Annotated in this window: 16 protein-coding genes and 1 riboswitch; of the genes, 7 read left to right on the forward strand and 9 right to left on the reverse strand. The window is 65.2% G+C overall.

Going from position 1 to position 12,686, the window contains the following annotated elements; genetic code table 11:
* Positions 1–80: 80 nt before the first annotated feature.
* A complete protein-coding gene (locus UNPA324_RS24310; protein WP_128916776.1) occupies positions 81–1,043 on the forward strand; it encodes a DnaJ C-terminal domain-containing protein in 963 nt (320 codons plus the stop codon).
* Between the two features lie 400 nt (positions 1,044–1,443).
* On the opposite strand, the gene UNPA324_RS24315 is transcribed toward UNPA324_RS24310, so the two are convergent.
* Both UNPA324_RS24315 and UNPA324_RS24320 read right to left on the reverse strand, forming a co-directional pair.
* On the reverse strand, positions 1,444–2,214 hold the full coding sequence (locus UNPA324_RS24315; protein WP_128916777.1) for an anti-sigma factor family protein: 771 nt from the start codon (positions 2,212–2,214) through the stop codon (positions 1,444–1,446).
* Positions 2,215–2,320: 106 nt separating this feature from the next.
* The gene (locus UNPA324_RS24320; protein WP_028144186.1) at positions 2,321–2,809 is read right to left on the reverse strand and encodes an RNA polymerase sigma factor; all 489 of its coding nucleotides are present in this window, start codon (positions 2,807–2,809) and stop codon (positions 2,321–2,323) included.
* Between the two features lie 173 nt (positions 2,810–2,982).
* Here UNPA324_RS24320 and fabI point away from each other — a divergent pair, with 173 nt between their 5' ends.
* From fabI to aroC, 3 genes are all read left to right on the forward strand, one after another.
* Positions 2,983–3,798 carry an enoyl-ACP reductase FabI gene (fabI, locus tag UNPA324_RS24325; protein WP_128916778.1) on the forward strand — a complete coding sequence of 272 codons (816 nt, stop codon included), beginning with the start codon at positions 2,983–2,985 and terminating at the stop codon, positions 3,796–3,798.
* Between the two features lie 20 nt (positions 3,799–3,818).
* A complete protein-coding gene (locus UNPA324_RS24330; RefSeq protein WP_128916779.1) occupies positions 3,819–4,412 on the forward strand; it encodes a histidine phosphatase family protein in 594 nt (197 codons plus the stop codon).
* 184 nt (positions 4,413–4,596) lie between these two features.
* Positions 4,597–5,685, forward strand: a complete 1,089-nt coding sequence (gene aroC / locus UNPA324_RS24335; protein WP_128916780.1) for a chorismate synthase — start codon at positions 4,597–4,599, stop codon at positions 5,683–5,685.
* 40 nt (positions 5,686–5,725) lie between these two features.
* On the opposite strand, the gene UNPA324_RS24340 is transcribed toward aroC, so the two are convergent.
* Positions 5,726–6,274 carry a TetR/AcrR family transcriptional regulator gene (locus UNPA324_RS24340; RefSeq protein ID WP_210246766.1) on the reverse strand — a complete coding sequence of 183 codons (549 nt, stop codon included), beginning with the start codon at positions 6,272–6,274 and terminating at the stop codon, positions 5,726–5,728.
* Between the two features lie 175 nt (positions 6,275–6,449).
* Between UNPA324_RS24340 and UNPA324_RS24345 the strand changes: the two genes are divergently transcribed.
* The 3 genes from UNPA324_RS24345 to UNPA324_RS24355 all read left to right on the forward strand — a co-directional run bounded on the left by UNPA324_RS24345 (position 6,450) and on the right by UNPA324_RS24355 (position 8,657).
* Positions 6,450–6,884: an ester cyclase gene (locus tag UNPA324_RS24345; RefSeq protein ID WP_141936311.1), complete on the forward strand. Its 435-nt coding sequence runs from the start codon at positions 6,450–6,452 to the stop codon at positions 6,882–6,884.
* A 22-nt stretch (positions 6,885–6,906) separates the two neighbouring features.
* Positions 6,907–7,332 (forward strand): hypothetical protein, encoded by a 426-nt coding sequence (locus UNPA324_RS24350; protein WP_128916782.1) that lies wholly within the window; start codon positions 6,907–6,909, stop codon positions 7,330–7,332.
* 134 nt (positions 7,333–7,466) lie between these two features.
* Positions 7,467–8,657 carry an adenylate/guanylate cyclase domain-containing protein gene (locus tag UNPA324_RS24355; protein WP_181769498.1) on the forward strand — a complete coding sequence of 397 codons (1,191 nt, stop codon included), beginning with the start codon at positions 7,467–7,469 and terminating at the stop codon, positions 8,655–8,657.
* 28 nt (positions 8,658–8,685) lie between these two features.
* Here UNPA324_RS24355 and UNPA324_RS24360 read toward each other — a convergent pair whose 3' ends face one another.
* From UNPA324_RS24360 to UNPA324_RS24385, 6 genes are all read right to left on the reverse strand, one after another.
* On the reverse strand, positions 8,686–9,447 hold the full coding sequence (locus tag UNPA324_RS24360) for a hypothetical protein (protein ID WP_181769499.1): 762 nt from the start codon (positions 9,445–9,447) through the stop codon (positions 8,686–8,688).
* A gap of 77 nt (positions 9,448–9,524) precedes the next feature.
* Positions 9,525–9,830 carry an ATP-dependent Clp protease adapter ClpS gene (clpS, locus tag UNPA324_RS24365; protein ID WP_141936315.1) on the reverse strand — a complete coding sequence of 102 codons (306 nt, stop codon included), beginning with the start codon at positions 9,828–9,830 and terminating at the stop codon, positions 9,525–9,527.
* Between the two features lie 43 nt (positions 9,831–9,873).
* Positions 9,874–10,215 (reverse strand): DUF190 domain-containing protein, encoded by a 342-nt coding sequence (locus UNPA324_RS24370; RefSeq protein ID WP_128916784.1) that lies wholly within the window; start codon positions 10,213–10,215, stop codon positions 9,874–9,876.
* Positions 10,216–10,217: 2 nt separating this feature from the next.
* Complete coding sequence (gene crcB, locus UNPA324_RS24375; RefSeq protein ID WP_128916785.1) at positions 10,218–10,643, reverse strand: fluoride efflux transporter CrcB; 426 nt, start codon at positions 10,641–10,643, stop codon at positions 10,218–10,220.
* Between the two features lie 146 nt (positions 10,644–10,789).
* On the reverse strand, positions 10,790–11,200 hold the full coding sequence (gene crcB, locus UNPA324_RS24380; RefSeq protein ID WP_181769500.1) for a fluoride efflux transporter CrcB: 411 nt from the start codon (positions 11,198–11,200) through the stop codon (positions 10,790–10,792).
* Positions 11,197–12,408 (reverse strand): MFS transporter, encoded by a 1,212-nt coding sequence (locus tag UNPA324_RS24385; RefSeq protein ID WP_128916786.1) that lies wholly within the window; start codon positions 12,406–12,408, stop codon positions 11,197–11,199. The genes crcB (UNPA324_RS24380) and UNPA324_RS24385 overlap by 4 nt, the downstream gene beginning before the upstream one ends.
* A gap of 101 nt (positions 12,409–12,509) precedes the next feature.
* Positions 12,510–12,587: riboswitch (Fluoride riboswitch) on the reverse strand.
* Positions 12,588–12,686 lie beyond the last annotated feature (99 nt).

Consider the following 12,686-nt stretch of genomic DNA (forward strand, 5'->3'; position numbering starts at 1 on the left):
TGCCACTCTCTTCCCACATGGATCGCAGGTGGGGCGGGGAGCCCTTTGAACAATTCGATTTCTTGAAGGAGACGTGACGGATGCGCGACCCCTATGAGGTCTTGGGGGTGCCGCGGAGCGCTAGCGCTGCCGCGATCAAAAGCGCCTATCGCAAGCTTGCCAAGAAGCATCATCCCGACAGCAACAAGGACGACCCGAAAGCCGCCGAGCGCTTCTCCGAGATCAACTCGGCGAACGAGATCATCGGCGACGAGGACAAGCGCAAGCAGTTCGACCGCGGCGAGATCGACGCCGAGGGCAAGCCGCGCTTCCAGGGGTTTCCGGGAGGTGGCGGGCCGCGCGGCCGCGCCGGCCCCGGCGGGTTCGAAAGCTATACGTTCCGCTCCGGCGGCGGCCCTGGCCAGGGCGGCGGCGCATTCGAGGACATCCTCAACAGCATGTTCGGCGGCGGGACGCGCGGCGCGCGGCCTGGGGCCGGCGGCGGCGCCCAGTTCGAATTCGACACTGGCGGCATCGGACTCGATCTCGACGTGAATGTTGCCATGTCCGTCTCGCTGGAAGAGTCGGTCAAGGGCGGCGAGAAGCGCGTCCGGTTGCCGACGGGCAAGGAGCTCAACGTCAAGATTCCCGCTGGCGTCACCGAGGGCCAGCAGATCCGGCTGCGCGGGCAGGGCGAGAGCGCGCAGGGCCATCCGCCCGGCGATCTCCTGATCACCATCAGCATCGCGCCGCACCCGTTCTTCAAGGTCGAGGGCGCCGACCTCAGGATCGACTTGCCAGTCACGCTCTACGAGGCGGTGCTCGGCGGGAAGGTCCGCGTGCCGACCCTCGGCAACGCGGTCGATCTTTCGGTCCCGAAAAACACCTCCAGTGGCCGGACCTTCCGCCTCAAGGGCAAGGGCCTGCCGAAATCTGGCGGAACCGGGGATCTCTTCGTCACCATCAGGATTATGCTACCGGACGGGAACGACGCCGAGCTTGAAGCATTGATGGAGAAGTGGCGGGATCAACACCCCTACAATCCACGTAGCGGGCTTGGCTAAGCATGATCCGGAAAAGTGCGTAGCGGTTTTCCGGAAAGATCATGCGCAAACAAAGAGTTAGAGCGCGAGGCATCGCGCTTTAGGGCGCGATCGAACTGAAGGGGTTCTCCTAAAGGCCTAGGGCATCGTCCTGGAGATGATGCTCATCATATGCCTGAGGCGTGGTAGCGCTTCATGAACTCGACGTGTCGGCTGTCCGGCGGGGCAGCCGATAAAAAGGTGCGGCCTCGAGAGGGGGACCAGCGCGGTACCAAAAACCCCAATCGAGGCCGCCCGCGTCGATCGGCGGATCGAACGCTGCTCATTTTCGCGTGATCATCCGGTGCGATAATGAGACGCGCCGATGTCTTCATTTGAAATTTTCAATGTCGGAATCTGGGCACCGTGATTGAGCGGTCCCTCAGGTGCCGTTTTTCTCGGCCTGGTCGTAGACCGCCTGCGCCACCTTGGTCAGCCGGTCGCGATCACCGCCGCCGCTGACCACGTAGCCGACGCCGCGCTCTGCCCAGAACAGCGCGCCATCCTTGTCCGTTTTGGCATAGCGCATTTGCGTTGCACCATTCTCGGTCTTGGCGGTGTAGATCGTATAGCGTTCGCCCGAGGCGCCCTCGTACATCAGGAACGAGGCCGGACCGCTCGGCCCCGGCAAGAGCCGGCCGCCGACGAGCTTCAGCCCGCTGGCCTCCAGGTTCGGCGCGAACACGGTCCAGCCGCAGCGCCGGGTCAGCCAGGCCTGGAGGTGGTCGCGCTCATTGCCGCCGACCTCGACGGGGTGGCGGACCTCGACGACATAGAGGCGGTGAGCGTCGAGCGCGTCCGCGGTGAAGTTCTGGAAAGTCGAGGGGGCGCTGGCGGCGCCATGCGCGACCCAGCCAGCCGTGCCGCCGGCGACGAAAGCAACCAGCACAGCCGCGGCGGCGCCATAGAGCCATTGCCGCGGGCGGCGCTCCAGCCGCTCAAGCTCCAGCCGCGCCGGCACCGGCTCCTGGGCGATGGAATCGTAGCGGGCGTGCAGCATCTCCGCCATGGCGCGCCAGGACTGCACGCGCTCGGCCTCTTCAGGATGGGCGGCCAGCCAGGCCTCGACGTCGGCGCGGCGCTCGGCCGGCAGCTCGCCGTCGACATAGGCGTGCAGTTCGTCCTCGGTCACTGGGATCTTGCGCTCGTTCATTTCGATCGTCTCTGGCTCTGTGGCCCTAAATGTCGTTCAAAGTTCAACTTCGCGTAGCTCACCGGCATGCTGCAGGCGGACAATATGCGATGCATCAACCCTGCCATCATTTCACTCGCCTGAGTGTCGGGCGCTCGCCTTCCAGCGAGGCCTTGACGTGGGCACGGGCGCGGGCGAGGCGCGACATCACGGTGCCGATCGGCACGCCCTGGATGTCGGCGACCTCGCGGTAGCTCATGCCTTCCAGCATGACCAGGAGCAGCACCGAACGCTGCTCCTCGACGAGCGTCGCCAGCGCCCTCTCGATGTCGCGCCCTTCGGCTTCGGTGCCGCTGGCATCCGGGTTGTTCTCCGTCAGCTGCATGAACTGCGGCCGCCTTGCCAGCGAGCGCCGCCGGTTCTTGTTGAGGTTGGTCAGGATCGTGTAGAGCCAGCTCCTGACGTCGCCTCCGAGAAACAATCGCTCCGAACGCAGTGCCCGCACCAGCGTGTCCTGCACCAGATCGTCGGCCGCATCCGCGTCGCGCGTGAGCGCACGGGCGTAGCGGCGCAACGCCGGGATCATGGCTTCCACACTCTGGCGAAACGCACTCATTGCGGTCTTGACGTCCTGGTGTCAGGCGCGAGCGCCTATAGCGATCATAACACCCGAATGGAACGGCTATTCCGGTGCTCGAAACAGCGTTAACGCGACGTATTAGGGCTGTACCGCAGGGGAGGGCTGGTGTACCTCCAGACTTCAGCAAGAGTTCGACGGGACGTTCAAACATGGCGCAGAATTCAGGTCTGATGCAGGGAAAGCGCGGGGTGATCCTCGGCCTTGCCAACAACCGCTCGATCGCCTGGGGCATCGCCAAGGCATGCCACGCCGCCGGCGCCGAGCTCGCCTTCACCTATCAGGGCGATGCGCTGAAGAAGCGCGTCGAGCCGCTGGCCGCCGAGATCGGTGGTCTCGTCCTCGGCCATTGCGACGTCACCGATGCCGCGACCATCGATGCGGCGTTCGCGGTGCTGAAGGAGAAGTGGGGCAAGATCGACTTCCTGGTGCACGCGATCGCCTATGGCGAGCAACTCGACGGCCGCTACGTCGACACCACGCCGGAGAATTTCTCCAAGTCGATGCTGATCTCTTGCTACTCGTTCACGGCCGTGGCGCAGCGCGCCGAGAAGCTGATGACGGATGGCGGCTCGCTGATCACGCTAAGCTATTACGGCGCCGAGAAGTGGATGCCGCATTACAACGTGATGGGCGTCGCGAAGGCGGCGCTGGAGGCCAGCGTGCGCTATCTCGCCGCCGATCTCGGCGAGAAGAACATCCGCGTCAACGCGATCTCGGCAGGTCCCATCAAGACGCTCGCCGCCTCCGGCATCGGCGACTTCCGCTATATTCTGAAGTGGAATGAATACAACGCGCCGATGCGGCGCAACGTGTCGACCGAGGACGTCGGCGGCAGCGCGCTGTATCTGCTCTCTGACCTCTCGCGCGGCGTCACCGGCGAGGTGCACCACGTCGATTCCGGCTATCACGTGCTGGGCATGAAGCGGCCCGATGCGCCGGACATTTCGTTCGGCGGCAAGGACTAGCCGTTAGCTCTGGAACGCCCGTGCCCACCATCTACTTCCTTCGCCACGGCGAGACTGAGTGGAATGCACTCGGACGGCTCCAGGGCACCCAGGACGTTCCGTTGAATGCGCGCGGCCGCGGTCAGGCCGTGCACGCCGCCGGCGTATTGGCGGATCTCTTCAGGCGCGAGGGCAAGGACCGAGCGGCGCTGCCTTACGTGTCGAGCCCGCTCGGCCGCGCGCGGCAGACCATGGAACTCGCGCGCGGCAAGCTCGAATTGCCGCCTTCCGACTATTCGCTCGACGATCGCCTGCGCGAGATCGGCTACGGCTCCTGGGAGGGGTTGACGCTGGCCGAAAGCGAGGCGTCCGATCCGGACGTCTATGCGAGGCGCCTCGCCGACAAATGGACGGTCGCGCCCGCCGGCGGCGAGACCTACGCGGCGGTGCAGCTGCGCATGCTGGATTGGTACGAGTCACTGCTGGTCGACACTGTTGCGGTCGCCCATGGCGGGACCTGCCGGGCCCTGATGGTCGCCCTCGGCATCGAGACCCCCGCCAGCGCCGCAGAACTCTATATCCAGCAGGGCGCCGTCTACGTGTTCCGCGACGGCCGGCTGGAGAAATTTAGTTGACGGCGGCGCCCGTCCTCGCCGTCATGCCCGGGCCTGTCCCGGGCATCCACGAGCTTTCTTGTTTTTGGCAGCAAAGAACGTGGATGGCCGGGACAAGCCCGGCCATGACGACTGCGGTGGGCATTTGACCCTCATTTCAGGGCGCGTTACCACAAGTCAGCACTGACTTACGAGCTAGAGACGGATGTCCTTCAACACCTTCGGCCACATGTTCCGCGTCACCACCTTCGGCGAAAGCCATGGGGTGGCCATCGGCTGCGTGGTCGACGGCTGTCCGCCCATGATCCCGCTCACCGAGGCCGACATCCAGGGTGACCTCGACCGCCGCCGGCCCGGCCAATCGCGCTTCACCACCCAGCGCCAGGAGCCGGACCAGGTCAAAATCCTCTCCGGCGTGATGGCGCATCCGGAGACTGGCGTGCAGGTGACGACGGGGACGCCGATCGGGCTCCTGATCGAGAACACCGACCAGCGCTCGAAGGACTATTCCGAGATCAAGGACAAGTTTCGGCCCGGCCACGCCGACTTCACCTATGAGGCCAAATACGGTCTGCGCGATTATCGCGGCGGCGGCCGTTCCTCCGCGCGCGAGACCGCGACGCGCGTTGCCGCCGGCGCCATCGCGCGCAAGGTGCTGCCCGACGTCAGGGTGCGCGGCGCTCTGGTGCAGATCGGCCCGCACAAGATCGACCGCGCGAAGTGGGACTGGGACGAGATCGCAAGGAATCCGTTCTTCTGTCCGGACAAGGACAAGGCCGCGTTCTTCGAGACCTATCTCGACGGCATCCGCAAGAGCGGCTCATCGATCGGCGCGGTGATCGAAATCGTCGCCGAAGGCGTGCCCGCCGGACTTGGCGCGCCGATCTACGCCAAGCTCGATTCCGATCTGGCGGGTGCGATGATGACCATCAACGCGGTGAAAGGCGTCGAGATCGGCGCCGGTTTTGGCGCGGCAGAGTTGACTGGGGAGGAAAACGCGGACGAGATGCGCACTGGAAACGATGGCACGCGCTTCCTGTCCAACCATGCCGGCGGCGTGCTGGGCGGAATCTCCACGGGGCAGCCGGTGGTGGTGCGTTTCGCGGTGAAGCCGACGTCCTCGATCCTGCAGCCCCGCCGGACTGTCGATCGCAAGGGCGCAGACACCGAAATCTTCACGAAAGGCCGCCACGACCCCTGCGTCGGCATCCGCGCCGTCCCGGTCGGCGAAGCCATGATGGCCTGCGTGCTGGCCGACCACTTTCTGCGCGACCGCGGGCAAGTGGGGCGCTAGGAGGACGCTGAACCAGGGCGCTTCGCCAAGCGCCAGCAGCTTACTTGCGGCGCGCCTCCCCAGCATCGATCCGCGCCTGGTTCAGCAGCGCCTGCGCCGCCCACGCCGCGGCAGCGAGCGCCTCATCGACGCTCGCGCCGCCGATGTCCCGGATCGCCAGTGCGGCCTCGCTGCCCATCACCATCGACAGTGCGTGCGCCAGGCGCTTGCGCGCCGAAGGTGACAGCTCCCCTTTCAGCGACTCGACGATCGGTCCGATGTATTTCATGCGGCGACCGGGCCGCGGCGGCCGCGCGCTTGGATCGTTGTCGATCCAGACGGCCATGAACGAGCGTTCCATCACGTGCAGGCCGACTTCGTCGTTCAGCATGAGCTTCATCATGTCGCGCGCGGCGCGTGAGATGCCGCCGGCAGGATCGTCGCCAGGGCGCCAGAAGTGCTCCAAAGGCAGCAGCCCGCGTTCCGTCGCCGTCTCACTGATCAGCGCTTCGACTGACGAGAAGTAGCGATAAGCGGTGGCGCGCGACACCAGCGCGCGCTCGGCCACCTCGGCCAATGTCGGGTTGTAACCCTCGTCACGAAACGCCATCGCGGCGCTGATCAGAGCCTGGCGCGTGCGGCGCTTCTGGTTTGCGCGGCCATCGCTCTCGACCTGATCTCCATCCGCGCGCCGGCTTGACTTTCGATTTGGCATATGTGAGACACTTGTCTTATTAAGAGGCGTTAGTCTCATTATAGACACTAATCCAATAAAAGGGAAATGGATGAACGACGAATTGAAGAGGACCTTTGATCGCATGATCGACCGCCACTTTCGCTTCGAGGCCGAAGATGACGTCGATGGCGTCCTGAGCACGATGGTCGACGATGTCGAGCACGATGTCGTCGGCTATCCGACCGGCCCGGTGCACGGTAAGACTGCCGCTCGCGGCTTCTACGATACTTTGTTCGCTGACCTCTCGGGCGAGAAGGTCACGACGCTGCGGCGCTACTACGGAGCGGATTTCGTGGTCGACGAGAGCCTGTGGGCCGGGACCGCACCCGGCGCGCCGTTCGGAATTCCCGGTCATGGACGCAAGTTGAGTTTCCGACTGCTGCATGTGTTCGAAATGGCACCGGACGGCCAGATCAAGCGCGAAAACGTTTGGCTCGATTTCGCGTCGATCCTGCAACAGCTCAATGCGCCGCTGGCCTCCTGAGGATCATCGAGGAGAAAGTGCCATGAACGACAACCCGCGCGCTCGCGCCTGGCTCCGGCTGGCGACCTTGTACTTTGCCGTCGGGGTGATCCTCGGGGTGGTGATGGGCGCGTCAGGCGACCATTCGCTGTTCCCGCTGCACGCCCATATCAACCTGCTTGGCTGGGTCTCGATGGCGCTGTTCGGGCTGATCGGCATCGTCTGTCCGTCCGTCAGCGTAGGGCGGATCGCCACCGCGCAGTTCTGGATGCACAACGTCGGCCTGCCGGTGATGCTGGGTGCGCTGGCGTTCAAGCTCAAGGGCACCGAGGCCGCCGAGCCCGTGGTCGGCGTCGCGTCCATCATCGTGGGCCTCAGCGTATTGCTGTTCGCCTGGCTGGTGTTTACGCGCATCGGCTCGCAGAGCCGGCCAGCGCAGTCTGCCAGCCAGCGAAGCGCCGTGACCTAGTCCATCGACGTCCCGGCCGAAACGACCGGGACGTCGATCAGGATTGCCGAGATTGACATATCAGAGTTGCCTTCGAAACCCACCAGCCCACCGCGCAGCTTGACGATCCCGCAACTTCGTCCGCAAATGCTGGCATGGAAAGCTCCGAGCTCCAGCGCATCACCAACTGGCTGATCGACGGCGCGAGATCGTCGGGAACCCCGGCCGAGATGATCGCGGACGTTTGCGAGCATCTGGTCGAAGCCGGCCTGCCGCTATGGCGGTTCGGCATCTTCATCCGCACGCTGCATCCGGAAATCTTCGGCCGGAACTTCATCTGGCGGCAGGGCGAGGAGGTCGAAATCGGCACCGTCGATTTCGACATTCTGGACACGCCTGAATTCGCCGCAAGCCCGCTCCGCATCGTGTTCGAGCAGGGGATCGAGGTCCGCGGACGGATGGACGATCCCGACAGCAAGCGCTTTCCGTTCCTCGATGACATGCGGGCTGAAGGCGTCACCGACTATGTCGCGATGCCGATGCCGTATCTCGACGGCTCGATCCACGCGACGAGTTGGGTCACGCGCCGTCCCGGCGGCTTCAGCGACGACGACATCGCGGCGATCCGGACCATCGTGACGCCGCTGGCGCGCGTCAGCGAGATCATCAGCCTGCGCCGCACCGCCGAGATGCTGCTCGACACCTATGTCGGCAATCGCGCCGGCGCGCGCATCCTCGGCGGTCAGATCCGCCGTGGCCACAACGACACCATGCAGGCTGCGATCTGGCTGTCGGACCTGCGCGGCTACACCGCGCTGTCGGACCGCCTGCCGGCCGAGACCGTCGTCCAGATCCTCAATCACTATTTCGACTGCCAGGTCACCGCGATCCGGGGCCATGGCGGCGAGGTGCTGAAGTTCATGGGCGACGGCCTGCTCGCCGTGTTCCCGATCGACGAATATGTCGGCGATGCCGCCCACGTCTGTTCGCGCGTGCTGGAGGCCGCGCGTGAATCCCGCGCCAGCGTCGAGGCGCTGGCTTTTCCAGTCGGCGAGGCCATCGAGCGCTTCCGCTTCGGCGTCGCGCTGCACGTCGGCAACATCCTTTACGGCAATATCGGCGGCGGCAACCGGCTCGACTTCACCTGCATCGGCCCCGCCGTCAACCTTGCCGCAAGGCTCGAGAAGATCACGGGGCGCCTGGGACGGACCGTCGTCGCCTCGGAAGGTTTTGCCAATGTCTGCCGCCACGACTGGCACGAACTCGGCGAATTTCCGATCGCGGGCTTTTCCAAGGCGCAGCGCGTATACGGGTTGGTGGAGGAAACGCCGGTCGTGATGGCCTAGCGGTCGGCGCCGTTAGCTGTCGGCGGCGTCAGCTGTCGCGAACATAGGACTGCTTCAGCCCGAGCGTGAGGACGCTCAAGGTGATCCACAGCCGCAGCATGGCGAAGCTGAAGATGAAGACGAAATAGATCAGGTTCTTGGTGAACTGCGTCGCCGATGAGGTCTGCCAGAAATTCCAGATCGCAGTCCGCACCGCTTCCTGTCCATGGGCGAGCGCGATGTTGACGACGCCGAGGATGATGACGGCGGCGCCGAGCCACAGCCCGCGCCGTGCGAATTCGCCGATCGCGGCGAACAGGGCGACCCTGCCGTTATCGCGTTCGGCGCGAACGATCATGAGCAGCACGATGGCAGCGATCCATGCGCTCCAGAATCGCCCGGGATGGGTGAACTGGTCGAACGCCATGCCGTCGAGGCCCGCCAAGAGATGATACGAAGTCTCGTAGCCGGCCGCTGCGGCGCCGAGCGCCGCCGCGATCATCACGAGCATGATCCGCCACAGGATCGAGAAGGAAAGCTTGAACTGCTCGCCCAATGTCAGCGTACCGAGCGAGGATTGGCCACCCGCCGCCTCGATCGATTGTTGTGCCGTCGCAAAGAAGGCCAGCAGCACCGCAATGTCCGCAACGATGATCGCGGGCAGCGCCGTCGCGCCGCCGCCGAACGCGATCACGCGCATCGCAGCCGCCAGGATCAGCCAGGGTAGGGCGTGCAGGAGCCTGAACGGACCGAACGAGGTTTCGGGGCGGGCCGGCTTGAGCGCGAGCTGTTTGCGTAGTGCGACCGTCATTGCATCGTGGTGACACAGGAGATTAAACCTGCGGTAGTGCGGATCGCTAAAATTGTCCCGAAGCGGGCAGGCGGCGCCTATTCCTCCGGCTCGGTCGTGAACAGCAATGGGTAGCCCTTGGCGCGGCCGGCGTCGGTGGCGCGCGTCGCCTTGGTCTCGGCGACGTCCTTGGTGAACACCGCGACAACGCAGGCACCCAGCTTGTGCGCGGTGATCATGACCTTATAGGCCTGATCCTCCGTCATGCGGAATTCGGCCTTGAGCACCATGGTGACGAATTCGCGCGGCGTGTAGTCGTCGTTGATCAGGATGACCTTGTGCAGCTTCGGCCGCTCGACCTTGGTCTTGGTCCTGGTTTTCGGCCTGGTGACGGTGTCGTTCATTCCGCCTCCTGGAATCGGCGGGCTCGGTTCCCAGCCGCGGCGATCAGCTCGCGGCCTTCGCACCATATTGCAGGACCTGGACCTTCTCCAAGGTGATCAGCCCGCTCGACATCATGCCGTCCAGGATGGGCAGGAATGCGTTGATGTTGTCTTCGCTGTCGACGATCTCGATCAGCAGCGGCAGGTCTTCCGAAAGCCGCAGGATCTTCGAGGTGTGCAGCCGGCTCGATTTACCGAACCCCATCGGCCCGCGCAGCACGGTGGCGCCCGCAAGGTGCCGCTCGCGCGCCGTCATCACGATGGCTTCATAGAGGGGCTTGCCGTCGAAGTGATCGCTCTCGCCGATGAAGATCCGGAGCAAAACGGCCTGATTGGGAATTTGCATGCTCAGCTCCTTGTCAAGCGGTTGTAGCGGCTCGCCATCATATGGCCGATCCAGACCGACACCAGCCAGCAGATCACGGATGCGACGATGTAGGCGAGCGCCGTGTATTTCATGCCGCCGTGGAACAAGCGGAAGGTCTCCAAGCTAAAGGTCGAAAAGGTGGTGTAGCCGCCGCAGAACCCGGTCATGACGAACTGCCGGTGCTCGGGCCGCGCCAGCATGCGGCCGTCGGGGCCGGTCAGCGTCGCGTAGAAACCGATGATCAGCGATCCCATCGCGTTGATGAACAGCGTCGCGACGGGAAAGCCCGGTCCGGTATCGAGCGCAAGCCCGACCAGATAACGCGTCAAGCCGCCGACGACGCTGCCCGCGGCAACCCAGGCATAGAGCATCGCAGTGCGCCAGCGCTCGGCGGAAGGGAAGTTCATCAGCCGCGGCCTGTTCTCCCTCTCCCCGCGCGCGGGGAGAGGGTCGGGGTGAGGGGGGCTCTCCGCGAGGGAGGTGAGAGTCGGACGCGCGGAGAGCCCCCCTGGTGAAGGTGCCGCGCTGCCGATACGTCTCCAAATTCCATCCGCTAGCCTCCCAGACGATCCGCAAGGAGGAAGCCGCAACTGACGGCGGCAAGGCACAGCCCGACCGAGAACACGATATTGCCGAGCGCATGCGTCGGCTCGCCGCTCCGCGCGAGCGTCAGCGTTTGCAGGCTGAACGAGGACACCGTGGTGTAGCAGCCGAGAAAGCCGGTCACCGCGAACAGCCACGGCGTGGGCGCGGCGAAGGCCGAGCCGGGATGGGTCGCCAGCGCGCCAAAGATGCCGATCAGGAAGGCGCCGGTGACGTTGATGGTCATGGTGCCCCACGGGAACGTTTCGCCCAGCCGCCGCGCGATCACACCGGAGACGAAATAGCGCGCGCAGCCGCCCAGGGCGCTGCCGATCATGATCGCGATTGCCCCGCTCAGCACGACGAACGCCCCCCCCGTCATGATTTGTCCTCCGGCGCGAGACCGTCGCCGACGGCGAGCAACCCCAGCAGCGAGACCAGCGCGAAGCCGAGCCCCGCAAGGAACGTTCCCGCCGGACCATAGGCATCCCACAGCGCGCCCGCGATCACGCTCGCGGCCAGCAGGGCAAGGCCGGTGAACAGGTTGAAATAGCCGAACGCGGTGCCGCGCAGGCTGGGCGGCGCGGCGTCGGCGACGAGGGCCGAGAGCAGGCCTTGCGTCAGTCCCATATGCAACCCCCACAGCACGACGCCGAGTGCAAGGCCTCCCAGATTCGGCAGCAGCGCAAGCGCGAGATCGGCACCGGCGAGGAAGACGAGCCCGAGCGCGAGCAGGCCGGTCCGGTTGATCCGGTCAGAGAGCACGCCGGCCGGATAGGCCGACAGGGCGTAGACGATGTTCATCAGCACCAGCACCGCCGGCACCCACATCGCATTGAGCCCGATGTTCTGTGCGCGCAGGATCAGAAAGGCCTCGCTGAAGCGCGCCAGCGTGAAGACGATTCCGACGGCCACGACGCGCCAATAGATCGCTCCGAGCTGCCGCATTGCGGCGAGGTTGAGCGGATTCTCTGCGGGCTGCCGGCTCGGATCCGGATCCGGCTCGCTCACCGCGAACGCGATCAAGCCGAAGGACAGGAAGGCCGGCAGCACCGCCACCCAGAACACGGCGGTGAAATTGTCGGCGGTCCACCACATCAGGCCGATCGCCACCAGCGGCCCGACGAAGGCGCCGATGGTGTCGAGCGATTGCCGCAGGCCAAAGCTCGCGCCGCGCAGGCCGACGGGGGCGATATCGGCGATCAGCGCATCGCGCGGCGCGCCGCGAATGCCCTTGCCGACACGATCGACGAAGCGCGCGGCCACCAGCCATCCGACGCTGGGCGCAAGCGGGAACAGCGGCTTGGTCAAGGCGGCGAGGCCATAGCCTAGTGCGGCGAGCAGCTTGCGGCGGCCGAGCCAGTCCGACAGCGCGCCGGAAAAGATCTTGGTGATCGAGGCCGTCGCCTCCGCAATGCCCTCGATGAAGCCGACGGTCAGCGTCGAAGCGCCGAGCACGGTGACGAGATAGACCGGCAGGAGCGCGTGGATCATCTCGGAGGAGATGTCCATCAGCATCGAGACGAAGCCGAGCACCCAGATTCCTCTGGGCAGCCCCGCACTCGCGGCATTCGGTGTCGTCGTCGTCACGTCTTCGCCTTCTCCGGCCTTCGTCGCCGGACAACAAAAAACCCGCCACGGGCGGGTTTGTCCAGGCTCCCGCCGAAGGCAGAGGCTCAAAGATTGCCCCTCCTCAAGCAGGAGTCATCAGCCCACAAGGTCATCGACCGCCGGGCGGTTATCGGGGAGACTCCTTCCCCATCTGTGCGGCCAACCTAGCACGGAAATCGCTTCGGACAAGTGGGCGGGGAGTTCTGTCCCCGTGCGCGTCGCTCCCGCTTCGCGCATCACGAGCCCGATGGCGCGAG

The sequence above is a fragment of the Bradyrhizobium sp. UNPA324 genome (genome assembly GCF_006658635.1).
GTDB lineage: Bacteria > Pseudomonadota > Alphaproteobacteria > Rhizobiales > Xanthobacteraceae > Bradyrhizobium > Bradyrhizobium nanningense.

Bases quoted from the DNA above. Each gene is read 5' to 3' on its own strand.
- UNPA324_RS24315 (WP_128916777.1), bottom strand. From the start codon at position 2,214: ATGAACGAGCGCAAGATCCCAGTGACCGAGGACGAACTGCACGCCTAT.
- aroC (WP_128916780.1), top strand. From the start codon at position 4,597: ATGTCCTTCAACACCTTCGGCCACATGTTCCGCGTCACCACCTTCGGC.
- UNPA324_RS24320 (WP_028144186.1), bottom strand. From the start codon at position 2,809: ATGAGTGCGTTTCGCCAGAGTGTGGAAGCCATGATCCCGGCGTTGCGC.
- UNPA324_RS24310 (WP_128916776.1), top strand. From the start codon at position 81: ATGCGCGACCCCTATGAGGTCTTGGGGGTGCCGCGGAGCGCTAGCGCT.
- clpS (WP_141936315.1), bottom strand. From the start codon at position 9,830: ATGAACGACACCGTCACCAGGCCGAAAACCAGGACCAAGACCAAGGTC.
- UNPA324_RS24340 (WP_210246766.1), bottom strand. From the start codon at position 6,274: ATGGCGTTTCGTGACGAGGGTTACAACCCGACATTGGCCGAGGTGGCC.
- UNPA324_RS24360 (WP_181769499.1), bottom strand. From the start codon at position 9,447: ATGACGGTCGCACTACGCAAACAGCTCGCGCTCAAGCCGGCCCGCCCC.
- crcB (WP_128916785.1), bottom strand. From the start codon at position 10,643: ATGAACTTCCCTTCCGCCGAGCGCTGGCGCACTGCGATGCTCTATGCC.
- fabI (WP_128916778.1), top strand. From the start codon at position 2,983: ATGGCGCAGAATTCAGGTCTGATGCAGGGAAAGCGCGGGGTGATCCTC.
- crcB (WP_181769500.1), bottom strand. From the start codon at position 11,200: ATGACGGGGGGGGCGTTCGTCGTGCTGAGCGGGGCAATCGCGATCATG.
- UNPA324_RS24345 (WP_141936311.1), top strand. From the start codon at position 6,450: ATGAACGACGAATTGAAGAGGACCTTTGATCGCATGATCGACCGCCAC.
- UNPA324_RS24355 (WP_181769498.1), top strand. From the start codon at position 7,467: ATGGAAAGCTCCGAGCTCCAGCGCATCACCAACTGGCTGATCGACGGC.
- UNPA324_RS24350 (WP_128916782.1), top strand. From the start codon at position 6,907: ATGAACGACAACCCGCGCGCTCGCGCCTGGCTCCGGCTGGCGACCTTG.
- UNPA324_RS24370 (WP_128916784.1), bottom strand. From the start codon at position 10,215: ATGCAAATTCCCAATCAGGCCGTTTTGCTCCGGATCTTCATCGGCGAG.